We start from the raw sequence: 24454 nt of genomic DNA, 5'->3' as shown, positions 1-24454 counted from the left end.
AACAGCTCTTAGACAGAAAAATTCTGCATTTAAATATAGAATTTTTCTATCTAGTATCTTGATGAAGTTAACCATACCCCGTTTTTATGAAAACTAACAGCAACTTAAGCACTACGAGCATCTGCCTGAATCCCAAAATACAGATTTTTTCTATATAGCATGAATTGATGTGCCAAACTGCAATTCATGTATATATAACCAGTTAAAATTAAAATGCAAAAATCACCATTTCTAGCCTACATACAAGAATATATGTTGGGGAGACACTATGCTCTTCGTACTACACAGGCGTACATCTATTGGATTCACCAGTACATTCTTTATCATTAAAAAAAGCATCCCAGAAGTCTGACGTCGAGGCATGTAGAAGACTTCCTGACGCACTTAGTTGTTTATAGGAAGTCAGCACAGAAAACGCAGAGCCTAGCCCTCAATGAGATAGTCTTTTTATACAAAGAAATCGTTCAGGAACCCATTGAACTTGATATGCAGTTTCGCCGTTCAGACAAATCCCGAAAGTTGCCAACGGTTATGACTCCAGAAGAAATTGGCAGGTTCTTTAACCACTGCTCACCTAACTTCAAATTACCTTACCAATTAATGTATGGGTCAGGCCTACGGTTGATGGAGTGTCTACGCTTACGAATGCAAGACATCGACTATGACTACAAATCAGTGCGAGTGTGGCAAGGAAAAGGAGGAAAGAACCGTATAGTGACAATAGCCCCCGAGCTTTTCCCTTCAATCAAGTTACAACAACAGAAATCCGCAGAATACTATCAGCAAGATATACATGATAAAGCTTTTTCTGGCGTATACCTGCCCGACTCTCTAGCTAAAAAATACCCGAGTGCAGAAAGAAGCTTAAATTGGCAATTTCTTTTTCCTTCTGCTCGTCTGGCACCCGATTTACGAACAGGTGAATTACGTAGGCATCATATTCATCCAACAGCACTAAAAAACACATTAAGGTAGCTAGCAAAAAAGCCGATATTGAGAAAAACATTTCCTGCCACACTTTAAGGCATTCATTTGCGACGCACCTTCTTCAAAGCGGTGCTGATATTAGAACAGTTCAAGAACAGCTTGGACATACCGATCTAAAAACAACGCAAATATATACTCACACCATAGATAGAGGAGCCAACGGCGTAATTAGTCCACTATCAAAAATATTCGTTAAGTAATTGTCGGGGAATCTCCGGTTCCGAGGTTTCGTAAACTTAGCGGTTAACCACTCACTTACATACCTTTACTTACCAAACCATGAAACTTGCTAAATTAGATGCTGACTTTTACTTATCGCTCTAGCCGTAACTTCAGTATTGTTACGCGCCATCAATGATATACATAAGGAAATGAAAATGAAGCGAATTGAGCAACTACCAATGCCACCCACTTCTGGTGTTTTAGGACATGTGAGCTATTTAAAAAAGTCCAATGTTCATCAGAAAATGTTGTGTTGGATTAAAGAGTACGGTGCTCATTTTCGTTTAAAACTAGGCATGAAAGATGTACTTGTATTGTCTGATGCAGCTCAAATCAAGTCCGTGCTAAAGTCTCGACCTGAGGAGTTTCGCCGCCTAAAGAATATCGAGAGTGTCTTTGATGAAGTCGGTCTTAATGGCGTATTCTCTGCTGAAGAAGAACGTTGGAAGCATCAACGAAAATTAACAGAACCTATGTTTCAGCCGAGTCACCTTAAACATTTTCATCCTCAGTTAAGCGTGATTACAGAGCGCCTAGGAAAGCACTTTGAAATGCTAGCGGAATCAGGAGAAGTGGTCGAACTCGTAGCAGAGTTTAAAAAATACACGGTTGATGTAACATCTCTGCTAGCGTTCGGGGAAGACTTTAACTCTATAGAACAAACAACTGTGCCACTAAGTAAAAGCTTACAAAACGTATTTCCGGTAATAAATCAACGCTGTAGTTCTCCAATTCCATTGTGGCGTTTTTTCAAAACGAAAAAAGACAAGCTGTTTGATACCAGTTTGGAAGACATAGGGCATTTCGTTTATGGGTGTATTGAAAAACAACGCGCTCGTCTGGTTCACGAACCAGCCCTTAAAGACTCACCAGAGAACATGCTGCAAATCATGTTATTGGAACAAGAACAAGATTCCTCATTAACTGACCAAGATATTGTTGCAAATGCTATTACCCTTCTATTAGCAGGTGAAGATACCACAGCGAATACACTGGCATGGATGGCATTCTTAGTCAGCGGCAATCGCAGTAGTGAGTTGGCCTTACAAGATGAACTTGACGCCCTAGGGAAGAGAAAGGTCTTAGAATGGCCGCTTCCTCGAACACCTTATATGACAGCGGTGATGTATGAAGCGATGCGATTAAAACCGGTAGCGCCACAACTTTATTTGGAACCCACACGAGACACTCAGATTGGTGACATCGAAGTAAAAAAAGGCACGCCTGTTTTTGTGATGCTACATGCGAATGGTTTTGATGCTGATTTATTTGAAGACCCAACCACGTTTAACCCGAATCGTTGGATAGAAAAAGATGGCGCTTCCTTCTCTAACCTTCAGCCGTTTGGTGGAGGAGCAAGGCTATGCCCTGGACGCTCATTGGCCATGATGGAAATTAAACTCGCCTTTCATACATTGTTTAAAGAATTCAGTATCGAGCCGCAACAAGCCCCTGAAACTGTGGTTGAACAATTTGCGTTCACGATGTCTCCTGTTGGGTTTAATGTAAAAATAACCAAGCGAAGCTAGCTTACAAATAGACGTATCGAGAGCCAATGATAAAGCCGAACTATCGGCTCTTTTCGTCTATTTCAACTCATCCAACACTTCATAGCATTCCGTGTCTATTTTCAGATAAGTACCTTGATCTAAAGCTATCGTATGAAATTCTGGGGCACCCACACCATTAACCAAATTGACTTCAAGCCAAACTTTGCCAAATTCATCGATATACCAAACTCGCCACAAAAGATTGGACTGTACAAGCAGCTGATAAAGCTTATAGGTCATATACAAGTCTGAACCCGCTTTCTGTGATGCTTCAATGAGATCATCAGGAATACTCACGACTTGAACTAAATAATTCACTTCAATCATAAAGCCACAAATTATTAAATTACAAAAAACCAAGTTACAACAAAACCCAGTGAGAGACATGCTTTCCACCGCCTATCTCTAACACTCTATAGATACTCTTTAATGGCAGAGATGCCATGCCAAGTACGTCTACTCGTATATTTTCCCATTATGTTTTAGCCAGCCATGAGCATGGTGATTCCGAGGATCTTTGTGAGTCCAGTGCATCACGCCACCTTTCTTGTTCCATTCATACTCCCCATAAAATTCAACTCTATCGCCCTTTCTCAATCCCTGAATACGAGGAGCTAAATCAATATTATGTGCCACCAGCAAAGTTTGTCCGCTGTCGAGCCTTAAGATAAACTTCTGATGTCGAGAGCCTTTATTATCGTCTGGAAGTAATCGTGAAACTAAACCCGACCCACGTACTTGAACATCACTTTGGTGATTTTGGTAAGCTTGCTTAAGTCGCGCATCATTGGCCTGAACATGGCTGACACCAAAGCAGAGCAATACCAAAAATAGAGTAATAAACTTTTTCATTCCCTTCATTGCTTTCGTTTCCCATATTAATTATTTAGGCTACTCACTAAGTATTCATTGCGACAAAATAGCATAAGTACCGCAACTAACGATTCATTAAAATCAAACTTATTTAATAATTACTCTTGGATTCAAATGCGCAGTACAACACTACTTTGACATTCAACATTTCAAAAAAAGAAGCTTCATTAGGTGACTTACTCTCCACAAATTGATGCGACCCCCTGTGTTTTGTAACCACTTATTACATTGAGTTTTTTAAATAAATCCCTACCCAAAAGTATACTGAACGGTGGTCACATTACACCATACTTATCATAGGTAATACGACCACCCACCCTCTTATTCATCACATTTTGGAATGCCAAAATCATTCAATTGAACTCATCAACACAGCTTATTGATTAAGCAATTGAACTCATAACGTAGACCCTGTACGCTTACACTATGCACACTGTTACTTAATGGAGATCACAATGAACGAACTACTGACAAGCGCCATGGAACAGAAACAACGAACAACAGTGACCAGTTTATTCGCAAGGAATGGATTTAAGATCGCAGCCACTGATTTTGATGATGTGACTTTCGAACGTGAAAGCGTATTGGTCAATGTTCGATTCGATGCATCTTCCAACGTCGAATCGATTTCGGTTCTTAACGACTAACGAGAGACTCGATGCAAGTAGGTCGCTAGAATGATTGAATGAACAACATTCGGCTCATTTTAGCGCATCTTGCTAGCTGTCCTTTGCTACTTCATCACCATCCTCTCTTCCAAAAGCCACCGAGTGACAATTAGGCCAATAACTCGCAATTCCATGAGCTTGGCTTATATTTATTAATACCCTTTGAACAAAAATTCGAAATGATGCCTATGTTCCTAACTCGGTTAATTTATGTCAGTACACTTTCCGAATGTTGTGATTCCAAAGCACTGGATGAAATACTCACTATCTCACGAGACCACAATCGGCAGAGCCATCTAACAGGGCTTCTCAGTCATAATCAAAAGTACTTTCTTCAATGCATTGAAGGCTCTAGGGAGGCGGTAAACCATACCTACAATCACATCCTAAACGATAAGCGGCACGAGAGAGTGACCATACTGTATTTTAAGGAAGTTGATTGTCGAGAGTTTGGAGATTGGTCAATGGGAGACATTCCGCAGTCTAATTTGACTGAACTGTTGAACTTACAATTTTCGACTTCGGATCAATTTAACCCATACGAAATGTCTGGCGAAAGTGCTTATAAAATGCTTTTAGAGTTAAAGCAAAATCTGCCGTCTGAGTGACCTAATTTTCAAACGGCAAGCCTTAGAACGATGATGTCGATTCAAGGGTAAGTAATCCTCTTTCAAGCCCGAGTTCATACTCGGGCTATTCGTTCAAAAATCCCAGTCATCGTCTTCGGTCGCGACAGCTTTACCTATGACATAAGAAGATCCAGAACCAGAAAAGAAGTCATGATTTTCGTCAGCATTTGGCGACAGGGCGGCCATGATAGCAGGGTTAACCTGACACAACTCATCCGGGAACAATGCTTCAAACCCGAGATTCATCAATGCTTTGTTGGCATTGTAATGTAGAAAATGCTTCACATCTTCAGTTAAGCCAACAGGATCATAAAGCGATTCGGTATATTGTGTTTCGATTTCATAAAGAGAGAACATTAATGAATAAGCTTCATCCTTAACTCTCGCCTGTTCTTCCTCACTAAGAGATTGGTAAGCAAGTTGGAATTTATATCCAATGTAGTAACCATGAATCGCCTCATCACGAATAATCAGACGGATCAAATCCGCTGTATTGGTCAGTTTTGCCCGACTCGACCAATGCATGGGTAGATAAAACCCAGAATAGAATAAGAAACTCTCCAGAAAAACACTGGCCACTTTTTTCTTTAGCGGATCGCCTTCAGCCAAATAATCGTCGAGGATAATCTGTGCTTTTTTCTGTAACAGAGGGTTCTCTTCAGCCCAGCGAAACGCTTCATCAATTTGCGGCGTAGTACACAAAGTTGAGAAGACAGAAGAGTAACTACGAGCATGAACTGCCTCCATAAAAGCGATATTGGTTAATACCGCTTCTTCATGAGGCGTTCTCGCATCTTCCATCAAGGCTGGCGCACCCACCGTATTCTGAATCGTGTCGAGTAACGTTAAACCGGTAAAAACTCTAATCGTTAGCGTTTGCTCTTCTTCAGTTAATTGCTTCCATGTTTGAATATCATTGGATAAAGGTACCTTTTCAGGCAGCCAAAAATTAACCGTCAGGCGATTCCAAATCTCTAGATCTTTGCCATCAACCATACGATTCCAGTTAATCGCTTGAACGGGTCTGGATTCCATTTTTTTCATTGCGTTTATCCCTTTATTACAGTGAGCACGACACGCACCCTTCGACTTGAGTACCTTCTAATGCTTTCTGTCGCATTCGGATGTAGTAAAGCGTTTTAATTTTCTTTTTCCATGCGTAGATCTGAGCTTTGTTGATATCTCTCGTCGTTACCTCATCGTCAAAAAACAAAGTTAATGAAAGGCCTTGATCAACATGTTCAGTGGCCGCCGCATAGACATCGATTATTGCCTTAGGGCCTATGGAAAAGGCATCACGGAAGTACTCTAAATTGGAGTTATTCAAATACGGCGCAGGGAAGTAAACTCGCCCAATTTTACCCTCTTTTCTTATCTCCACTTTAGCGGTAACGGGATGAATAGAAGCGGTAGAGTCGTTGATATAGCTAATTGAGCCTGTAGGAGGAATGGCCTGCAAGTATCGGTTGTATAGCCCTGAGCTCATGACGAGTTGTTTCAATTCGCTCCACTCAGACACTGTGGGTATTCGTATATCTAAACGGCTAAAGAGATCTTGGACCACGTCCAATTTTGGCGAGAAATCCTGCTGCAAATATTTGTCGAAGAAAGACCCATCACTGTAACTAGAATCTTCGAACCCTTTGAACGTACTCTTTTTCTCTTGTGCCAACTTATTGGAAGCCACGAGACAGTGATATAAAACACAGGCAAAATAACTGCTGGTGAAATCAATGGCCTCTGGTGAATCATAGTGAATGCGTTCTCGAGCCAAAAAACCATGCAAGTTCATCTGACCTAAACCAATAGCATGACTTTCATCGTTGCCCTTTCTTATCGAAGGAACACTGTTGATTGCGCTCATCTCTGACACTGCATTTAATGCTCGAATTGCGGTGTCAACGGTTTGAGATAGTCGACCTCCATCCAAGGCTTTAGCAATATTGATCGAGCCTAAATTGCACGAAATATCTCGCCCGACATGACTATAGTTCAAGTCATCATCATAATTTGACGCCTCGTTGACCTGCAATATTTCAGAACACAAGTTAGACATATTTACACGCCCCTGAATGGGGTTAGCCTGGTTAACCGTATCTTCGAACATAATGTATGGATAGCCCGACTCAAATTGGATCTCGGCAAGCGTTTGGAAAAGGCCTCTTGCACTCATTTTCCCTTTGCGGATTCTCGGGTCGTCCACCATTTCATGGTACTTCTCCGTCACGCTAATTTCAGAGAAAGGTACGCCATACACTCGCTCAACATCATGGGGAGAAAACAAGTACATATCTTTGTTTTGCTTGGCTAATTCCAGAGTAATATCGGGGATGACAACACCAAGGCTCAAGGTCTTAATTCTAATTTTCTCATCGGCATTTTCTCTTTTTGTATCAAGAAATTGCATGATGTCTGGATGATGAACATTGAGATAGACAGCACCCGCGCCTTGCCTAGACCCCAATTGGTTTGCATACGAGAAACTGTCTTCAAGCAATTTCATCACGGGGACGACACCTGAACTTTGATTTAAGATCCCCTTAATAGGCGCACCTTGCTCTCTTAAATTCGTCAGAAGTAAAGCAACACCACCGCCACGACGTGAGAGTTGCAACGATGAGTTAATCGCACGACCGATGCTCTCCATATTGTCTTCGATTCTCAACAAAAAGCAGGAGATCAATTCACCACGGCTCTTTTTACCGGAGTTAATAAAAGTGGGCGTAGCCGGTTGAAAGCGTTGATGAATGATTTCTTCCATTAGTGCCAGAGCAAATTCACAGTCACCACGAGCCAGTAACAGCGCAGTCATAACCACTCGGTCTTCGAACCTTTCTAAATATCGCTTACCATCACGAGTTTTCAGTGCATAGGAAGTAAAAAACTTATAAGCACCTAAGAACGTTCGGAATCGAAATTTGGCTTGATAGGCGTTTGCCCAGATTTGATGAAGAAAACTGCGATCATATTGATCAATAACTTGAGCCTCGTAATATCCCTCTCTGAGCAAATAGTCGATCTTCTCGTCTAAATTATGAAAGAAAACGGTATTTTGATTAACGTGTTGTAAGAAAAACTGTCGAGCCGCTTGCTTGTCTGCCTCAAACTGAATCGTCCCTTGTTCATCAAGTAGATTCAACATTGCGTTTAAAGCATGGTAGTCAAGGGACTCGTTCTCAAAGTGGTTATCCATGATGTTTCCAAAATTGTTCTAACCCATTTGTCACGATATCAATATCGCTCTGGGTTCCAGATAGTTCGAAACGGTACAACAGCGGCACATTGCATTTTTCAGCTACAATGGCACCTCCGCGAGCAAAAAGAGCTCCAAAGTTTCGATTTCCCGATGCAATCACACCTTTAATCAATGCTCGATTATTCGGGTTATTCAATAGACTTATAACAGAGTTAGGCACAGCTCCTCGCCCCTCACCATCGGCATAAGTCGGGCATATGAGTACGAATGGTTGCTCAATCTCTAGCGCCCTTTCATTGGCCTCAGTAGGAAGCCTGATCGCAGGTAATCCTAGCTGTTCGACAAACCGCTTCGTATTCCCTGAAGCGCTAGAATAATAAACAATCATTAACCCAACGCGCTGATCATGTCAGGTCTAAAACCGGACCAATGGCGGTCATTGGCGACAACCACGGGAGCTTGTCGATACCCCATTGATTGAACCCTTTCCATTGCGATTTCGTCGCACGTTAAATCAACAACTGTATGCTCAATACCTTTGCTCTGTAACGCCTTAACCGTTGCTGTGCATTGCACACACTGTGGCTTGGAATAAACGATGACATCCATATTATACAACCTCAATTAAATCTTAATGATAATCATTATTAATAAATAATGGCGCATATAGTATTTGGGATTTATGTTTTGTCAACATATTGATCCCCGACCTAAAGACCATAGACAATACATGGTTGATATGCAAATGATAATCAATATCATCTATTATCACCAGTCAAATATGGAGCAGTAAGGTGAGTATTTCGAGTTCCGGTTCTAATGACATATCCATACATGATATGGAGTGGCAAGGCGTCACGTTAAGTGAAAGTGCCGCAAACAGAATTTCCCAGTTATCACATGGGCAAAAGCACTTCCACCTCACGGTTAAGTCCTCTGGCTGTACGGGGTTTGCATATGAAGTGGCGCTGATCGATTCGCCATCCGATGACGACATCAAGTACGAATCACATGACGTCATTTTCTATATTGCGCTCAAAGCCCTACCTATGATCGATGGCACAGAGATCGACTTTGTGCGTCAGGGGTTAAACAGTAATTTTGTATACAACAATCCCAAAGTGAAAAACCTTTGCGGATGTGGTGAGAGTTTTGGAGTTTAACCATGTGCGCATTAGAAACGCAGCCTGAAGTTACAGAGTTACTGCACAGCAGTCACTATCGTGAAGGTTTCTACACTGAGTTATCTTCAGATACTTTGTCGAAGGGAATCAACGAACAAGTCGTTCGAGCAATCTCCGCAAAACGTAACGAACCCGAATGGATGTTGGAGTTTCGTCTCAAAGCATTCCGTAAATGGCGAACAATGGAGGAACCGCATTGGTTAAAAGCCGATTATCCAGACCTAAATTACCAAGATTACAGTTACTACTCCGCGCCAAGTTGCTCTAGTTGCGACAAAGATAGTTGTGGCAAAGATAGTGATGATGGCTCGAATGAATTTTTAACCGAAGAAGTCGAGACAGCCTTTGAAACACTGGGGATTCCAGTTAGAGAAGGTTCAGAAATTGCTGTCGATGCAATCTTCGATTCAGTTTCCGTCACCACTACCTATCAAAACGAACTGAAAGAACTCGGGATCATCTTCTGTTCATTCAGCGAAGCTATCCAAGAATACCCTGAACTTGTGCAGCAATACTTAGGCACCGTTGTTCCACCTGAAGATAACTTCTTTGCGGCTTTGAATGCCTCTGTTGCCTCTGACGGCACTTTTGTTTACATCCCGAAAGGTGTGAGATGCCCAAGAGAACTCTCTACCTACTTTCGAATAAACCAAGCAAAAACAGGCCAGTTTGAAAGAACAATTTTAGTGGCTGATGAGGACTCATACGTCAGCTACATTGAAGGTTGCTCTGCCCCGATGAGAGATACCTATCAGCTTCACGCCGCCGTCGTAGAAGTCATCATTCACAAGCGTGCTGAAGTTAAATATTCCACTGTGCAAAACTGGTTCTCAGGAGCAGAGGATTCACAAGGCGGCATACTCAATTTCGTAACCAAACGTGCGGTTTGCGAAGGCGAGTACAGCAAAATGTCTTGGACTCAATCAGAAACAGGTTCTGCGATAACGTGGAAGTACCCAAGCGTGATTCTCAAAGGAGACTACTCTGTCGGTGAGTTTTTCTCCGTCGCTTTAACGAATGGCGTTCAACAAGCGGATACCGGCACTAAGATGGTTCATATAGGAAAACACTCTCGCTCTACCATCATTTCAAAAGGGATTTCAGCAGGCAAAAGCCAGAACAGTTACCGAGGGCTGGTTAAAGTCACCCCTAACGCAGAAGGTGCGAGAAACTTCACTCAGTGCGATTCAATGTTAATCGGCGCTGAATGTGGGGCTCACACTTTTCCTTATATCGAAGTCAAAAACCCGTCTGCGCACGTTGAACACGAAGCGACGACCTCTCGAATTGGCCAAGAACAACTGTTTTACTGCACCCAAAGAGGGATCAGTGAAGACAACGCCATATCCATGATCGTCAATGGTTTTTGTAAAGACGTATTTTCAGAATTACCACTCGAATTCGCTGTTGAAGCGCAGAAACTCCTATCAATCAGCCTCGAGCATAGTGTGGGATAAAATGTTAGAAATTAAAAATTTACATGTCAGCGTTGAAGAAAATACTATCCTAAAAGGTATTAACCTAACTGTTAAACCTGGTGAAGTTCACGCAATTATGGGACCGAATGGGTCAGGAAAAAGTACCCTATCCGCCACACTGGCAGGCAAGGATGATTACGAGGTCGTCAGTGGTGAGATTGTTTTCAAAGGTCAAGATCTTACAGAGCTAGATCCAGAGGAAAGAGCCGGTGAAGGGGTATTTTTAGCCTTTCAGTACCCTGTCGAAATTCCAGGTGTCAGTAACAAACTCTTTCTAAATACAGCTCTCAACGAGGTTCGTGAATATCGAGGCTTAGAACCAATCGATCGTTTTGACTTTGAAGATCTATTGGAAGAAAAAGCGCAATTGTTGAAGATGCCGGCAAATTTACTCCAACGCTCTGTCAATGAGGGATTCTCTGGTGGAGAGAAAAAGCGCAATGACATTCTACAAATGGCGGTGCTCTCACCTGATCTTTGTATACTAGACGAGACCGACTCAGGTCTAGATATTGATGCCCTTAAAGCCGTCTCTGAAGGTGTAAACGCGCTGCAGAATGAGCAACGAGCTTTCATTTTGGTCACGCACTATCAACGTATCCTCAATTACATCAAACCAGATTTCGTGCACGTGTTGTACCAAGGAAAGATTGTAAAATCTGGTGACCACACGTTAGCTCAAGAATTAGAAGAGAAAGGCTATGGGTGGATCATTGATGAACAATAAACATTCATTGCTTGATTCATTTGAAACCCTTGTTCGACCGCATGAGTGGCAAAAAAAACAATGGTCTAAATTGCTTGGGGTTGAGTTACCGTCCCCTCAACATGAGGACTGGAAATACACGCCTCTTGACCGATTAAACGAACTAGAGCTAAGCAGCGCACCACAGCAGTCGACAGCTAACACGCCATACAACAAATTCAGTTTAGACATTGATGCTTATCGATTAGTCTTCGTCGACGGCTTCTTTTTAGCTCGATACTCCGACTGGATTCCAAAAGTTCGAGTGACTCCCATCTGCGCGCTCTCTCCAATTGAAATCGATGAGCTATCTCGTTCAATAAAGCCAGACGCTTTTACCTATATTACTGATGCTACCGCTTCAAGTGGCGTATTAATCGAGGTCGAAGCGAATACGCAGGTATCGAAACCTATTTATCTTCTGCATATCAATTCCGAAAAACAAGGTGATGTATCAAGCTACAGAAGCCATATTGAAGTCGCAGCTCATGCGGAAGTCACCGTCATCGAACACCATGTTTCACAAGGTAGTGGTGGAGGCGTAACATTATCTCGCTTAACACAACACGTTGGTTGTGGTGCTCACTATCATCACACTAAAATTGTCGAAGAGGCCTTAAGTCAACATCACTTCGGTCACAACGATTTGATAGTTAATGCGCATGCTAGCGCCTACTCTTGTTGCTTGCTCTACTCCGGCCAATTGATACGACATCAAGTAAGTTCAGAACTGACTGGCGAACAAGGTTTTGTCGCTATGGACAGTATTTCCCTACCTCAAGGTGAGGCAGTTTTTGATACTCGCACCTATTTGAAACACAACTCTCCCCACTGCCAAAGTGAACAAAATCATAAAACCATCGCTCGAAACCAATCTAAGTCTGTTTTCGACGGCATGATCTATGTTGACCCTACCGCGCAAAAAACAGACGGGCAAATGGACACCCACAGTCTGATTCTAGGCGATGACGCCCAAGTTAACTCTAAACCTCAATTAGAGATTTATGCCGATGATGTTAAATGCAGCCATGGTGCAACAACAGGGCAAATCGACCCAAACCAAATCAACTACTTACGCTCTAGAGGTATACCAAAAGAACGAGCCGAACACATGATTACCTCTGCGTTTGTCATTGGCGTTACCGAGAGAATTAAACACCCCGCCCTAAGACAATCTGCGATAGATAAAATCAATGCGTCACTCAATAAAGGATGTCCTAATGATTGATTCGAGCGAAAAGACAAGCCCTTGGTTTAACGACTTCCCAGCTCTAAGAACTCAAGTTTACGACAAGCCTTTGGTCTATTTAGACAGTGCTGCGACGGCCCAAACCCCTCAAATCGTTATCGACCGCATGACTCAGTTTTATCAACATGATTATGCGAGTGTTCATCGAGGTGTCCATTACCTAAGCTCTAAAGCAACCGAAGAAATGGAACAAGTGAGAGAAAAACTTGCGCAGTTCATTTCAGCTAAATCCCGAGAAAGTATTGTTTTCACAAAAGGGACGACAGAGGCCATCAATCTCGTTGCGAATAGCTATTTACGCCCTAGGTTAAAAGCGGGTGACGAAATCATCGTGACGGAAATGGAGCATCACGCTAACCTTGTTCCTTGGCAGATGCTTTCTGAAATTTATAATGTCAACATTCGTGTTTGGCCAATGGCAAAAAATGGCTATTTGAATCTCAACGACCTTGTCTCGTTAATGAATACAAAGACAAAACTGCTGGCGATTAGCCACGTATCGAATGTTCTAGGCCGCGTAAACCCAATTAAAACGATAGTCAAAGCTGCACATAAAGCAAAAGTCCCCGTGTTAGTCGACGGGGCTCAAGCTGTCATGCACCATAAAGTCAATGTGACGGACCTCGATTGTGATTTCTACGCCTTCTCTGGGCACAAATTGTATGGCCCGACAGGCATCGGCGTGCTTTATGCAAAAAAATACACCTCGACAACATGGTGCCATGGGAAGGCGGCGGAGCCATGATCGATCAAGTGACCCTGCCTTTGGGAACCTCGTTTGGCCAAGCGCCATGGAAGTTCGAAGCAGGTACTCCGAATATTGCCGGCATTTTAGGTTTAGGCGCCGCTCTAGACTACATTGAAGCTATCGGCTTCAAAGAGATCTCTGGCTATGAAAAAAACATAATGAATTATTTGGTGGAGAGCATTAGACAGGTACCAGCAATAGAGCTCTATGGCGACGATGATAACCGCACCGGCGTTTTGGCCTTTAATATGAAAAACCAACACTCTTTTGATGTCGGTTCATTCTTAGATAGGTATGGTATTGCGATTCGTACCGGACATCTCTGCGCAATGCCCCTTATAAAACGACTCGGTCAAAACTCGCTGTGTCGCGCATCGATTGGCATGTACACAAGGCCCAAAGACATAGACGCCTTGTGCCAATCACTAAAACGAATCCACCAACTGTTAAGGTAGCTTATGTCCCCTGAAAAGCTCCAGAAAAACTTCGAGCGATGCGCTGACTGGGAAGAACGTTACATGTATTTGATAGAGTTGGGAGACCGGTTAGAGCCCTTCCCTATGGAAAAGATGAATAAAACACATCTTATCGCAGGCTGCCAAAGTAACGTATGGCTAGATCTTTCCATCGGTCAACAGAATAAAATGTCGATACAAGCGACCAGCGATTCTTCGCTAGTTAAAGGTTTGCTGGCATTGGTGTTGATCGCCTATAACAACCAACAACCCGCGAGCGTTCTAGAATTCGATATTAAAGACTGGTTCCGCCAGCTAGATTTAAAATCTCAGCTTAGCGCCAGTCGGAGTCAAGGTTTAGAAGCCATAATAAAACATATTCGGTGTCACGCTCGGGCTGTTTAACCTTCAATAAGCAATAGCCTAGCATGATTAGATCACGACATTTTGCTTCTTCTAAAAAGCGAACATAAAAAAGCCCCAACCTAAGTTGGGGCTTCGTTCTATCTATCTATCTATCTATCTATCTATAATTACAGCTTAAAACGGCTGATTTCATTTTCTAGTTCATTAGACAGTTCAGAAAGCTGAGCAGCTTGTTCTGCAGCTTGGTGCGCTTCACCTGCTAGCTCGTTAGATACGTCACGGATTCCTTCAGTGTTACGAGTAATCTCAGACGTTACTGACGCTTGCTCTTCTGCAGCAGAAGCAATTTGAGTCGCCATATCACTGATACGTTCAACAGCAGCATGAATTTGCGTTAAGCTAGCGGCCGCTGAGTTTGAATCATCAACACTTGTTTCGGCAAGCGTTCGGCTATCGTTCATGATACTTACCGCTTTGCCCGTTGTACCTTGCAGTAATTCAATCGTTTGTTGAATTTCTTGAGTTGAACCGTGTGTACGTTGGCTCAAAACTCTCACTTCATCAGCAACAACCGCAAAACCGCGACCTTGTTCGCCAGCACGGGCAGCTTCAATCGCCGCGTTAAGTGCAAGTAAGTTAGTTTGTTCAGCAATGCCTTGGATATTGGACAAGATAGCGTTGATGCTATTGCCGTGCTCTTCAAGCTCAAGAATCACGTTCGTTGCAACTTGAACTTCTTGTGCAAGGTTTTGGATTGAGCTTTGAGTCTGTGTAACTTGACCCGTACCGTGCTCACACGCGCCAACAGCTTCAGATGAATTCTGTGCAGTTTGATCAGCATTACCCGCAATCTCTTGTGTTGCTGCAGCCATTTCGTTCACGGCTGTTGCTACCATATTGATTTCGTCTTGTTGCATCTGAATGCGAGCACTACGCTCTTCAGCTTGAGAAGCTGTTTGACGTGCTTGGTTACCCAATGCAGCAGACACTTCACTTAGCTTGAGTACCATGGTGTGCATGTTGCCCACAAAATGATTGAAATTTGCCGCAAGTTTACCAATTTCGTCATCACTTTTAAGCTCAAGACGTTGAGTCAAGTCGCCCTCGCCTGAAGCAATTTCTTCAAGTGCCGCTGAAACGCGGTTTAAGTCGCGGAATAGGAAACTAACCAACATAGAAACCAACACGATAACGATCAGAGTAATTACAACCGCTGTAGTAATGAGTTGCGTAAGAAGTATTGAGTGATTCGCTTCTTCTGTTGCTTTGTCCATCTGAACTGCGAAAATCCAGTTCGTATTAGGCACATTAGTGAAGTAAAGAAGCTTCTCAGCACCGCGCTCTTTGATAATCTCGATGCTACCCGTACGCACTGCGTTTTCGATGATAGGCATAGAAATGTCGTTTGAAAGCTGGCTTACAGGCTTAAGGCTCAGTGCTGAGTCTGGGTGTGCTAGGAATGTGCCGTCAGAGGCATCAATGAGCATTGCGTAAGCGTTGTCACCAACATCTAAGCTGATAACATCGTTGACTAGCTGATCAATAAGTACATCCGCACCAACAACACCAATAAGCTTACCGTTATGACGAACAGGTTCAGCAATCGTAACTAGAAGCGCTTGGGTAATCGCATCTTGATAAGCGGTCGTAATAATTTGCTTACCGGCTGCGTTTGCTTCTTGGTACCAAGGGCGTTGACGAGGGTCGTAATCTGCACGATTACGTTCAGGATGTGAACGGTACATTCCGCCTTCTGGAGTACCTAAAAAGATATCGTCAAAGCCACCCGCTACACGAGCTTGCTTAAGGAAAGGAACAACATCATCCTCTCGTGAAAAGTCATTAAACGCTGATGCGATATCCGTGCGAATATCAATCCAGTTTTTAATACCTTCAGATGCTGCTTCAGATACGCTTTCAGCTCGTTGGTATACGCCATTACGAGTCTCTTCAAATAATTGGTTTGCTGATAACCAAGTCAAGGCTGTTGCCATGACGATAACAGCAGATAGGCTAGCACCTATCAACTTCTGCTTAAGTGTTAATTTCATTAGTAAGTTTCACGAGTGGTGGAAAATCTAGCGAATACTACCCAATTTAAGTAAACGATTCGAGCTATTTCACAGTTTCACATCACATTATATTTGCAATAAAACCAAAAACTTATCTTTCGCCAATTACTTGGCTTTTCGCCAAATTCAACGACGATTCCTACGATATATACAGTGTTACAGGCTGTAAAATGGATAAAAAAAAGGCAGGAGAGTTTCCTCTTCTGCCTTTTGTTTTACTTTGTATTCAACATCAAAAAATGAAAAATCGAATAGTAGCTAGTCTAGCTTTTCTCTGTTCGCATACCCATTAGTAGGCTCACACACATCAATAATAGAATGATGGTGAATGGCAACGCGGTTGAGATTGCACCCGCTTGCAGAGCTTGAACGGCTTCAGTACCGCCAACCCACAATAGAGCTACTGCAATCGCACCTTCAAGGAACGCCCAGAACACACGTTGAGGTACAGGCGTATCAACTTTACCACCAGCAGTAATGCTGTCGATAACTAAAGAGCCCGAGTCAGACGATGTAATAAAGAATACGAGAACCAATACAACCGCAATGATTGAAAGCAGAGTACCAAACGGCAATACATCAAACATTTGGAACATTGCCAGTGATACATCAGTTAAGCCATTTTGACCTAGGGTACCAACCTTATTCACGATTTGATCAATTGCCATACCACCGAACACTGACATCCAAATGATAGTCACTGTCGTTGGAACAATCAGTACCGCTGTAATGAACTCACGAACAGTACGACCTTTAGAAACACGCGCGATAAACATACCGACAAATGGAGACCATGAGATCCACCAGGCCCAGTAGAATACAGTCCAACCATGTAACCAAGCTTCATCTTCACGACCGTGAGGGTTGCTCAACGGAATGATGTTCTCGATGTATGCCATCAATGTTGTAGGGATTGAACCTAGAGTCACTGCGTAGCCGATTAGAGCTACTAGGATAAGCAGTAGGAAAGCAACCAACATGTTGATGTTACTGATAACTTTAACGCCACCATCAATACCACGAAGTACGGATACGACCGCTAGCAAAGTTACTACGGTAATAACAATGACTTGTAACCCTAAGCCTGCCTCAATGCCGAATACATGCTGAATACCACTTGCCGCTTGTTGCGCACCAAGGCCAAGCGATGTCGCCAAACCAAACAGGGTTGCAAGTACAGCAAGAATATCAACAATGTGACCAGCCCAGCCCCACGCCCTATCACCTAAAATTGGGTAGAAGATAGAACGAATTGAAAGCGGTAATCCCTTGTTGTAAGAGAAGAAAGCCAGTGAAAGCGCCACAACACCATAAATAGCCCAAGGGTGAAGCCCCCAGTGATACATGGTTGCACCGAGTGCTAGTTTTGCAGCTTCTGGTGTATTTGCCTCTACGCCAAGTGGCGTTTCATACCAACCTGTGTAGTAAGCCGCAGGTTCTGCAACACTCCAGAACATCAAGCCAATACCCATACCTGCAGCAAACAGCATCGATAACCAAGACATGAATGAGTAATCTGCCGTTGCATCAACACCACCAAGGCGGATTTTACCAAACGGAGAAACAATCAAGCCTAAGCAAAAAATAACGAAAATATTACCGGACCAAATGAACAACCAATCAAATGAATTGATAATTTGCCATTTAACACCATCCAATGCTGACTTCGCTGAAGCGGTATCTGTAAGCAGCACACCGATCAAGAACAAAGTGATGAGTCCCGCACTGATACCAAACACTGGGTTATGAACGTCAAAACCCCATTTTTGGACGTTATCTTGACCAACAGTGTAATCCGTACTGTCGATACTGTATTTATCTATACCTTTAGTCATTATTCCTCTCTACGGAATACTTATAAGGTCTGTTGACCTCATATCCCTTACTTTCCTGTGACTGAATCACAAACTCGAACATACGATCCAAGTAGTACAAGCTGTTGTCACGATAATTCAAATACTTGGATGTCTGAAGTTTAGCAGGTTAACTTATTGTTTTCAGTAAACTAGAATCAGTTCGATGGATTTTCAAACAAAATATAGGTAATCACTTATGTTTGCGGCGAAAAAAAGGCCGACTAAGTCGACCTCTATTTGAAAAATACTTTTAGCTCAAAGCACTTTGCTGCTTAACCAATTGATTCTCTGTACGTAAACCAAGAAACAAACTTAGGCACATAAGCAATAATATGAAGGCAAATGGTAGTGCCATTGAGACTGTTCCAGCTTGTAATGCCTGAATAGATTCAGTACCACCAACCCACAGTAGAACCGCCGCAATCGCACCGCCCATCAATGCCCAAAATACACGCTGTGGAACAGGTGCATCGACTTTACCGCCAGAAGTAATGCTATCAATAACCAATGAACCTGAGTCTGATGAGGTGATGAAGAACACCATAATCAAACCAATCGATACCACTGAAAGCACTGAGCTCATTGGCAGCGCATCATAAGTGTGGAATAGAGAAAGTGTAATATCTTGCAGACCATTTATACCAATCTCACCCACTTTATTCGCCACCTGGTCAATCGCAATACCACCGAAAATAGCCATCCAAATGATAATGACAGACGTCGGGATAAATAAGACTGCAACGATGAATTCACGAATTGTACGACCTTTAGAGATACGAGCGATGAACATGCCTACGAATGGTGACCATGAAATCCACCAAGCCCAGTAAAATACCGTCCAACCTTGCATCCATGTTTCATCATCACGACCATGAGGGTTGCTAAGAGGAATAAAGTTCTCAATGTAGCCCATTAGCGCGGTTGGTATCGCCTTAATACCCGCCATGCCACCCGCGATAGTTACGAAGATCAGCAAGCCTAATGCAACAACCATGTTGACGTTGCTGAGAACCTTAACACCACCGTTAATACCGCGAATCACCGACATTGTTGCCAACAGTGTTACCACTGCAATAACAATAAGCTGCATACCAATACCGCCATCGGTACCAAATACATGGTTAATACCGCTTGCGGCTTGCTGTGCACCTAGGCCAAGTGATGTTGCAAGGCCAAACAATGTTGCAAGTACTGCGACAATATCAACGATATGACCAAACCACCCCCAAGTTCTGTCACCGAGCAGCGGGTAAAAGATTGAGCGAATAGAAAGCGGTAAGCCTTTATTGAAAGTAAAGAAGGCAAGAGACAAAGCAACAACGGCGTAGATTGCCCAACCGTGCAAGCCCCAGTTGTAGATGGTTGCACCTAGTGCCAACTTAGCCGCTTCAGGAGAATACGCTTCAACACCGAGCGGTGTTTCATACCAACCGGTAAAATAAGCTACTGGCTCTGCCACACCCCAGAACATCAAACCAATACCCATTCCCGCGGCGAATAACATCGACATCCAAGATAGGTTAGAGTGCTCTGCTTTAGCATCATCGCCACCTATACGTATCTTTCCGTACGGGGAGATAATGAGGACAAAACAGAAAAATACGAAAAGGTTCGCAGCCCACATAAAGAAACCATCGAAGTTACCGATGACTTTCCACTTAACGCCATCAAGTGCCGCTTTAGCTGTTTCAGGTTCTGCAACCAAAAGCGCAATCAGGAAAGCAATTATCGCCCCAGCGCTGATTCCAAATACAGGGTTATGAACATCAAAACCCCATTTCTGAACATTATCTTGTCCTACGGTATAATCAGTATTATCAATACTATACCTATCCTTTACAGGCTCCATGCATCCTCTCTAATTAGTAGCGCACAATTTGCAACATTGCATTTGGCACTTAAATTTCGAAAGGAAGAATAACAACTCGTCGCAAAAATACTAAAAAAACCATCAAAAAACGGGTGTAAACGGCACATTTGGTAATTAAATTACACATCCACTGTAATTTAGCGTAACATCACTCAACAAGCCCAGAGCTAACAGCATACTTGGCAAGCTCTGCCGTAGAGTGAATGTCTAGCTTATGCTTGATATTTTGTCTATGGGTTTCAACCGTTCGGTAACTGATATTTAATCCCTTCGCGATCTCTTTACTGCTCTCCCCTTTAGCCACTAATTTCAACACAGCTTCCTCACGCCTACTCAATGGGTTCTTCACAGATTGTGTGGGAGTAATAGGCTGAGTAAACAAGTTCTGAGTCACTTTTTCACAGAAATAGGTTGAGCCTTGATTGACCGTCTTGATTGCCTGCACCATTTTTTCAGCCGAAATTTCTTTCAACATATAGCCAACAGCACCCGATTGCATCACCTTCATGATGTATTCACGGTTGTTATGCATGGTCAGCATCAGCACCTTAGCTTGAGGATCTTCCTCTTTAATCAGGTGAGTGGCATCAATACCATTCATGATAGGCATGCTGATATCCATCAACACTACATCAGGGCGCAGGTCTTTAACCATTTCAACGGCTTCTAATCCATTGCTGGCTGTACCTATCACGCTAATATCAGGCTCGAGTTCTAATCTCGCCATAAAGCCATCCAGTACCACTTGGTGATCATCTGCAATCACAACTCGAATAACTTCACTCATTCACTAATCCCTCTAGTGTCAGTAACACTGTAATTTCCGTTCCAAAGCCAACCTCACTCATCAATTCAAAGTCACCACCGATGAACTCCACCCGTTCTCTCATGTTACGTAACCCAATACCTCGCTTTTCCATTGCTTTATAGGTATTGAAACCGACTCCATCGTCTTGGATGAGCAACTGCAACACATTTCCAATTTGCTGTGCGATAACCGTTACTTTGGTCGCTTGTGCGTGTTTCTCTATATTATTCAGTGACTCTTGCACCACTCGATATAAAGTCGTCGCAGCTTCTGATTTCAACTTTCCCGGCTGCGTATTAAACAAGGTTTCCACTTCAATGCTCGAGTGCGCCTGAAAGTCTAATAACAGCGAAGACAACGCCGCTTCTAAGCCGATATCATCCAATGAACTTGGTCGAAGTTGATGCGAAATATGCCTCACCTCTTCGATTGCCCGCATCAGTGAATGCTGAGACTTATTCAAATGCACTTTAAGGTCTTCGCTTTGTAGCTTATTACCGAGCAGTTCTAAGTGACAGCGACTCGACACTAATAACTGGTTAATACCATCATGCAACTCACGCGCTAGATGCTTCTTTTCGTCCTCTTGAAACATCACCGTCTTGTGAGCTAGTTCCTTCAAGTTGTTATCCGCTATCCGATGTTCATGCATGTTAATGGCCAACGTCAGTACAATGATGACCGCGACCGTCACACTCAGAATCACCACAATCGAAAAGAACGTGGTTTCAATATTCTTGTTAATTGCGGCCTGCATCGAGGCCACTTCTTGATGCACATCCTCAATATACAAGCCGGTGCCAATCATCCAGTCCCAGCGCTCTAACCAAGCGGCGTAACTCAGCTTCGATACCACCTCACCTGTCGAAGGTTTTTGCCACAAATATTGGTGAAATCCTCCGCCTGTTTGTGCTTCTCTTAACAAGGCTTCTATCAGAAAGTCGCCATCTTCATCTTGCAGTTGAAGTAAGTTTTGCCCTATCAACTCTGGCTGGATTGGATGAACCAAATTGGTTCCGTGGCGATCATACGCAAAGAAGTAACCGTCAGAGCCATACCTTAGTTTAGACAATATGGTTCGAACTTCTCTTTTGGCTTGTGCTTCTTGGATATCGGGATCATTGTAGATATGTTCGATGGCATCAAATGCGAGATCAACAGTGTCTTTGAGGGCGTTTTCACGCGACTTAATTAAGCTGTCTCGGAAGATTTCGACCTCTTTCTCACCCAACGTCTTAGTTTGGTGTAACGAGATCCAACTAATGCTCGCCGTTACAATCAGCAACGGGAGTAGCGTCAGCAAAATCAGCTTAACTTTTAGAGGCATTCCTTTTCCTCACAAAAAACGGCTTATTGAACATCAATAAGCCGTTTTACTTTATCAATTTATGGATAGCCGTTGAAACATATCATTCACATTCTAGGCTTCACTCACATTCCATAGAAAGATGGGAAAGCGAGAAGTGATCCAAGTACGAGGATTTGAATCAAAATGAAAGGCATCACGCCTCGGTAGATATCCTTGGTAGTCACACCTTTTGGTGCCACCCCTTTTAGATAGAACAAACTGAAGCCAAACGGTGGCGTCAAGAATGAGGTTTGAAGGTTCATCGCGATAAGGATTGCGAACCAAGTCATGTTGATTCCCATCAGTTCAGCAACAGGCGCAATAATCGGCACAATGATGAAACAGATTTCTACGAAGTCGATGAAGAAACCCAGAATCAAAATCACCAACATGGTAATGATCAAGAAACCCCACTTCTCACCCGGCAACTGCAGCATCCATTCTTCAACCAGATAATCACCGCCAGTATAAGTAAACGCCATTGAGAATGCCGTTGCACCCAACAAGATAGCAAATACCATTGCCGTTACTTTGACCGTCTCTTTAGAGGCGTCATACACCATCGACCAACTAAACTGACCGTAGAGCAAAGCGAGTACCATCGCACCCGCACCACCCAGAGCAGCAGACTCTGTCGGCGTAGCAACACCCGCAAAGATAGAGCCCAATACGACAATAATCAGCGCGAGTGGCGGTATGATTGCTTTCAATGCGTTGATGACTTCTTGTTTACGGCTGATGGAATCATCACGCTCAATTGGTTGAGCGGCTTCAGGGTTAAGCTTCGCGTATATTAAGATATAAACGATATAAGCCCCCACTAACATCACGCCCGGCCAAATCGCGGCTTGGAACAAGTCACCTACCGGAACACCCAATACGTCCCCCAATAGAATCAAGACGATGGATGGCGGAATGATTTGCCCTAACGTACCAGACGCACAGATGGTGCCGCAGGCTAAGCCTTTGTCGTAGTTGTACTTGAGCATGACGGGCAACGAGATAAGCCCCATTGCAACCACAGAAGCGCCTACCACACCGGTTGAAGCGGCAAGCAGTGAACCTACGAGAACTGTCGAGATTGCGATACCACCTCGTACACCACCAAACAGTCGTCCCATAGACTCAAGTAACTGCTCAGCAAGCTTAGTCTTTTGTAGAACAAGTCCCATGAAAACAAACAATGGAACGGCCATCAGCACCGTATTTTCCATGATTGATTGAATTCGATATGGCATGAAGGCAAACATTTCGATGCCTTCCGCCCAAACACCAAAGATTAGCGCGATACCACCAAAGGTAAACGCCACCGGGAAGCCTAGTAAAAGTGCAAACAAGGCTACGAAAAACATTACTATTCCAATCATGTTCAGCCTCTACTTATTCTTTGTATGAGTATTATTTGTATGAATATTGTTTGCATGCGTGTTATTTGCATGGATAAGGTGCGGATTAAAAATCTTGTTCAATGAGTGCAGGATCAAACCGACTCCGCTGAGTGCCATCAAGAAAAATGACAGTGGAATCATCGCTTTAATGATCCATCGATATGGCAGGCCACCCGGGTCACCCGACGTTTCGCCAAGGTTATAACTCTCTTTCGCAACATCAATACCAAACCAAGCAACCAACAAACAGAAAGGCATCAGAAAGATCAGTGTGCCGAGCAGGTCAATAATGGCTTGCGCTTTAAAGCTCAATTGTTCGTAGAACACGTCTACTCGAACATGACCACCTGCCTTGATGGCATAAGGAACACCTAATAGAAAAACGGCTGAGAAAAGGTGCCATTCCATCTCTTGGAAAGCGATTGAGACATCATTGAAGGCATATCTCATGACAACGTCATACACAACGTTAGCGATAAGTAGAATAAACAACATACTGGAAAGCCATCCCAGTGCATCACCGATACGATTAAACAGGCGTTCAATATAAATTAGACTTCGCATTCCCGACTCCATGGAATTTGAAAAGACATCGCACAGCACAACTAACCCAAACTAAAAACGATTCAGTTTATAGCTAGCAATAGGCACGACGTAGAAAGGGTTCTTGGGCGTATTACAGGATTTATCCTGCTTAGGGCGTGTTAACCTTTCGTGGTTAAATTTTGTTCGAGATAAAAGCGTTTTAATCGCGGCGAGGGG

The 24454-nt window shown here is 43.2% G+C and carries 21 protein-coding genes and 2 pseudogenes; 10 read left to right on the top strand and 13 right to left on the bottom strand.

Translation table 11 applies throughout. The features are described from left to right. The first annotated feature begins 213 nt into the window (after positions 1 to 213). Both AB6D07_RS20425 and AB6D07_RS20420 read left to right on the top strand, forming a co-directional pair. Positions 214 to 1187, top strand: a pseudogene (locus AB6D07_RS20425) (integron integrase). A 177-nt stretch (positions 1188 to 1364) separates the two neighbouring features. After that, the gene (locus AB6D07_RS20420) at positions 1365 to 2738 is read left to right on the top strand and encodes a cytochrome P450 (RefSeq protein WP_017103463.1); all 1374 of its coding nucleotides are present in this window, start codon (positions 1365 to 1367) and stop codon (positions 2736 to 2738) included. A gap of 57 nt (positions 2739 to 2795) precedes the next feature. Here AB6D07_RS20420 and AB6D07_RS20415 read toward each other — a convergent pair whose 3' ends face one another. Then, positions 2796 to 3086, bottom strand: coding sequence for a hypothetical protein (locus AB6D07_RS20415; protein ID WP_017103462.1), 291 nt, complete (start codon positions 3084 to 3086; stop codon positions 2796 to 2798). A 129-nt stretch (positions 3087 to 3215) separates the two neighbouring features. Further along, entirely contained in the window at positions 3216 to 3611 is a 396-nt protein-coding gene (locus AB6D07_RS20410; RefSeq protein WP_029222999.1) for a DUF3465 domain-containing protein, read from the bottom strand. A gap of 476 nt (positions 3612 to 4087) precedes the next feature. On the opposite strand from AB6D07_RS20410, the gene AB6D07_RS20405 reads away from it, so the two are divergent. Continuing rightward, positions 4088 to 4279, top strand: a complete 192-nt coding sequence (locus AB6D07_RS20405; protein WP_009847119.1) for a hypothetical protein — start codon at positions 4088 to 4090, stop codon at positions 4277 to 4279. Positions 4280 to 4488: 209 nt separating this feature from the next. Then, entirely contained in the window at positions 4489 to 4908 is a 420-nt protein-coding gene (locus AB6D07_RS20400) for a BLUF domain-containing protein (RefSeq protein WP_017097344.1), read from the top strand. A gap of 93 nt (positions 4909 to 5001) precedes the next feature. On the opposite strand, the gene nrdF is transcribed toward AB6D07_RS20400, so the two are convergent. From nrdF to nrdH, 4 genes are read right to left on the bottom strand one after another with little or no spacing between them, the layout of a single operon-like run. After that, positions 5002 to 5973 carry a class 1b ribonucleoside-diphosphate reductase subunit beta gene (gene nrdF, locus AB6D07_RS20395; protein ID WP_017103460.1) on the bottom strand — a complete coding sequence of 324 codons (972 nt, stop codon included), beginning with the start codon at positions 5971 to 5973 and terminating at the stop codon, positions 5002 to 5004. Between the two features lie 16 nt (positions 5974 to 5989). Further along, positions 5990 to 8122: a class 1b ribonucleoside-diphosphate reductase subunit alpha gene (gene nrdE / locus AB6D07_RS20390; RefSeq protein ID WP_017103459.1), complete on the bottom strand. Its 2133-nt coding sequence runs from the start codon at positions 8120 to 8122 to the stop codon at positions 5990 to 5992. Continuing rightward, complete coding sequence (gene nrdI, locus AB6D07_RS20385; protein WP_012604288.1) at positions 8115 to 8513, bottom strand: class Ib ribonucleoside-diphosphate reductase assembly flavoprotein NrdI; 399 nt, start codon at positions 8511 to 8513, stop codon at positions 8115 to 8117. Before nrdI ends, nrdE begins: the two co-directional genes overlap by 8 nt. Next, positions 8513 to 8734 carry a glutaredoxin-like protein NrdH gene (nrdH, locus tag AB6D07_RS20380; RefSeq protein ID WP_009847124.1) on the bottom strand — a complete coding sequence of 74 codons (222 nt, stop codon included), beginning with the start codon at positions 8732 to 8734 and terminating at the stop codon, positions 8513 to 8515. Before nrdH ends, nrdI begins: the two co-directional genes overlap by 1 nt. A gap of 185 nt (positions 8735 to 8919) precedes the next feature. Here nrdH and AB6D07_RS20375 point away from each other — a divergent pair, with 185 nt between their 5' ends. The 6 genes and pseudogenes from AB6D07_RS20375 to AB6D07_RS20350 all read left to right on the top strand — a co-directional run bounded on the left by AB6D07_RS20375 (position 8920) and on the right by AB6D07_RS20350 (position 14389). Continuing rightward, the gene (locus AB6D07_RS20375; RefSeq protein WP_009847125.1) at positions 8920 to 9288 is read left to right on the top strand and encodes an iron-sulfur cluster assembly accessory protein; all 369 of its coding nucleotides are present in this window, start codon (positions 8920 to 8922) and stop codon (positions 9286 to 9288) included. Positions 9289 to 9290: 2 nt separating this feature from the next. Beyond that, positions 9291 to 10766 (top strand): Fe-S cluster assembly protein SufB, encoded by a 1476-nt coding sequence (sufB, locus tag AB6D07_RS20370; RefSeq protein WP_017103458.1) that lies wholly within the window; start codon positions 9291 to 9293, stop codon positions 10764 to 10766. Position 10767: 1 nt separating this feature from the next. Further along, on the top strand, positions 10768 to 11514 hold the full coding sequence (gene sufC, locus AB6D07_RS20365; RefSeq protein ID WP_009847127.1) for a Fe-S cluster assembly ATPase SufC: 747 nt from the start codon (positions 10768 to 10770) through the stop codon (positions 11512 to 11514). Further along, a complete protein-coding gene (gene sufD / locus AB6D07_RS20360) occupies positions 11504 to 12760 on the top strand; it encodes a Fe-S cluster assembly protein SufD (RefSeq protein ID WP_241810847.1) in 1257 nt (418 codons plus the stop codon). Before sufC ends, sufD begins: the two co-directional genes overlap by 11 nt. After that, a pseudogene (locus tag AB6D07_RS20355) lies at positions 12753 to 13984 on the top strand (SufS family cysteine desulfurase). Before sufD ends, AB6D07_RS20355 begins: the two are co-directional and overlap by 8 nt. 3 nt (positions 13985 to 13987) lie before the next feature. Then, positions 13988 to 14389, top strand: coding sequence for a SufE family protein (locus AB6D07_RS20350; RefSeq protein ID WP_017103456.1), 402 nt, complete (start codon positions 13988 to 13990; stop codon positions 14387 to 14389). Between the two features lie 128 nt (positions 14390 to 14517). Here the strand turns inward: AB6D07_RS20350 and AB6D07_RS20345 are convergent, their stop codons facing one another. The 7 genes from AB6D07_RS20345 to AB6D07_RS20315 all read right to left on the bottom strand — a co-directional run bounded on the left by AB6D07_RS20345 (position 14518) and on the right by AB6D07_RS20315 (position 24268). Beyond that, a complete protein-coding gene (locus AB6D07_RS20345; protein WP_017103455.1) occupies positions 14518 to 16401 on the bottom strand; it encodes a methyl-accepting chemotaxis protein in 1884 nt (627 codons plus the stop codon). Positions 16402 to 16685: 284 nt separating this feature from the next. After that, positions 16686 to 18257, bottom strand: a complete 1572-nt coding sequence (locus AB6D07_RS20340) for a BCCT family transporter (RefSeq protein ID WP_017103454.1) — start codon at positions 18255 to 18257, stop codon at positions 16686 to 16688. Positions 18258 to 18528: 271 nt separating this feature from the next. Continuing rightward, positions 18529 to 20127 (bottom strand): BCCT family transporter, encoded by a 1599-nt coding sequence (locus tag AB6D07_RS20335; RefSeq protein ID WP_012604297.1) that lies wholly within the window; start codon positions 20125 to 20127, stop codon positions 18529 to 18531. 169 nt (positions 20128 to 20296) lie between these two features. Next, positions 20297 to 20935, bottom strand: coding sequence for a response regulator transcription factor (locus AB6D07_RS20330; protein ID WP_009847134.1), 639 nt, complete (start codon positions 20933 to 20935; stop codon positions 20297 to 20299). Beyond that, positions 20928 to 22283: a cache domain-containing protein gene (locus tag AB6D07_RS20325; protein ID WP_012604299.1), complete on the bottom strand. Its 1356-nt coding sequence runs from the start codon at positions 22281 to 22283 to the stop codon at positions 20928 to 20930. The genes AB6D07_RS20330 and AB6D07_RS20325 overlap by 8 nt, the downstream gene beginning before the upstream one ends. A 104-nt stretch (positions 22284 to 22387) precedes the next feature. Continuing rightward, positions 22388 to 23671, bottom strand: a complete 1284-nt coding sequence (locus AB6D07_RS20320) for a TRAP transporter large permease subunit (RefSeq protein ID WP_009847136.1) — start codon at positions 23669 to 23671, stop codon at positions 22388 to 22390. A gap of 9 nt (positions 23672 to 23680) precedes the next feature. Continuing rightward, positions 23681 to 24268, bottom strand: coding sequence for a TRAP transporter small permease subunit (locus AB6D07_RS20315; RefSeq protein ID WP_050546664.1), 588 nt, complete (start codon positions 24266 to 24268; stop codon positions 23681 to 23683). Positions 24269 to 24454 lie beyond the last annotated feature (186 nt).

It is taken from the genome of Vibrio sp. 10N.239.312.C11 (genome assembly GCF_041466065.1).
GTDB classification, from domain to species: domain Bacteria; phylum Pseudomonadota; class Gammaproteobacteria; order Enterobacterales; family Vibrionaceae; genus Vibrio; species Vibrio tasmaniensis_A.
The sequence above is the reverse complement of the archived record's forward strand: the minus strand, read 5'-3'. Positions and strand labels throughout refer to the sequence as shown.

Excerpts from the sequence above, each read along its gene's own strand:
- sufB (WP_017103458.1), top strand. The coding sequence starts at position 9,291 with ATGTGCGCATTAGAAACGCAGCCTGAAGTTACAGAGTTACTGCACAGC.
- AB6D07_RS20340 (WP_017103454.1), bottom strand. The coding sequence starts at position 18,257 with ATGACTAAAGGTATAGATAAATACAGTATCGACAGTACGGATTACACT.
- sufD (WP_241810847.1), top strand. The coding sequence starts at position 11,504 with ATGAACAATAAACATTCATTGCTTGATTCATTTGAAACCCTTGTTCGA.
- nrdF (WP_017103460.1), bottom strand. The coding sequence starts at position 5,973 with ATGAAAAAAATGGAATCCAGACCCGTTCAAGCGATTAACTGGAATCGT.
- AB6D07_RS20415 (WP_017103462.1), bottom strand. The coding sequence starts at position 3,086 with ATGATTGAAGTGAATTATTTAGTTCAAGTCGTGAGTATTCCTGATGAT.
- AB6D07_RS20335 (WP_012604297.1), bottom strand. The coding sequence starts at position 20,127 with ATGGAGCCTGTAAAGGATAGGTATAGTATTGATAATACTGATTATACC.
- AB6D07_RS20420 (WP_017103463.1), top strand. The coding sequence starts at position 1,365 with ATGAAGCGAATTGAGCAACTACCAATGCCACCCACTTCTGGTGTTTTA.
- nrdH (WP_009847124.1), bottom strand. The coding sequence starts at position 8,734 with ATGGATGTCATCGTTTATTCCAAGCCACAGTGTGTGCAATGCACAGCA.
- nrdE (WP_017103459.1), bottom strand. The coding sequence starts at position 8,122 with ATGGATAACCACTTTGAGAACGAGTCCCTTGACTACCATGCTTTAAAC.
- AB6D07_RS20315 (WP_050546664.1), bottom strand. The coding sequence starts at position 24,268 with ATGGAGTCGGGAATGCGAAGTCTAATTTATATTGAACGCCTGTTTAAT.
- AB6D07_RS20350 (WP_017103456.1), top strand. The coding sequence starts at position 13,988 with ATGTCCCCTGAAAAGCTCCAGAAAAACTTCGAGCGATGCGCTGACTGG.
- AB6D07_RS20410 (WP_029222999.1), bottom strand. The coding sequence starts at position 3,611 with ATGAAAAAGTTTATTACTCTATTTTTGGTATTGCTCTGCTTTGGTGTC.
- sufC (WP_009847127.1), top strand. The coding sequence starts at position 10,768 with ATGTTAGAAATTAAAAATTTACATGTCAGCGTTGAAGAAAATACTATC.
- AB6D07_RS20345 (WP_017103455.1), bottom strand. The coding sequence starts at position 16,401 with ATGAAATTAACACTTAAGCAGAAGTTGATAGGTGCTAGCCTATCTGCT.
- AB6D07_RS20320 (WP_009847136.1), bottom strand. The coding sequence starts at position 23,671 with ATGATTGGAATAGTAATGTTTTTCGTAGCCTTGTTTGCACTTTTACTA.
- AB6D07_RS20405 (WP_009847119.1), top strand. The coding sequence starts at position 4,088 with ATGAACGAACTACTGACAAGCGCCATGGAACAGAAACAACGAACAACA.
- AB6D07_RS20325 (WP_012604299.1), bottom strand. The coding sequence starts at position 22,283 with ATGCCTCTAAAAGTTAAGCTGATTTTGCTGACGCTACTCCCGTTGCTG.
- AB6D07_RS20330 (WP_009847134.1), bottom strand. The coding sequence starts at position 20,935 with ATGAGTGAAGTTATTCGAGTTGTGATTGCAGATGATCACCAAGTGGTA.
- AB6D07_RS20400 (WP_017097344.1), top strand. The coding sequence starts at position 4,489 with ATGTTCCTAACTCGGTTAATTTATGTCAGTACACTTTCCGAATGTTGT.
- nrdI (WP_012604288.1), bottom strand. The coding sequence starts at position 8,513 with ATGATTGTTTATTATTCTAGCGCTTCAGGGAATACGAAGCGGTTTGTC.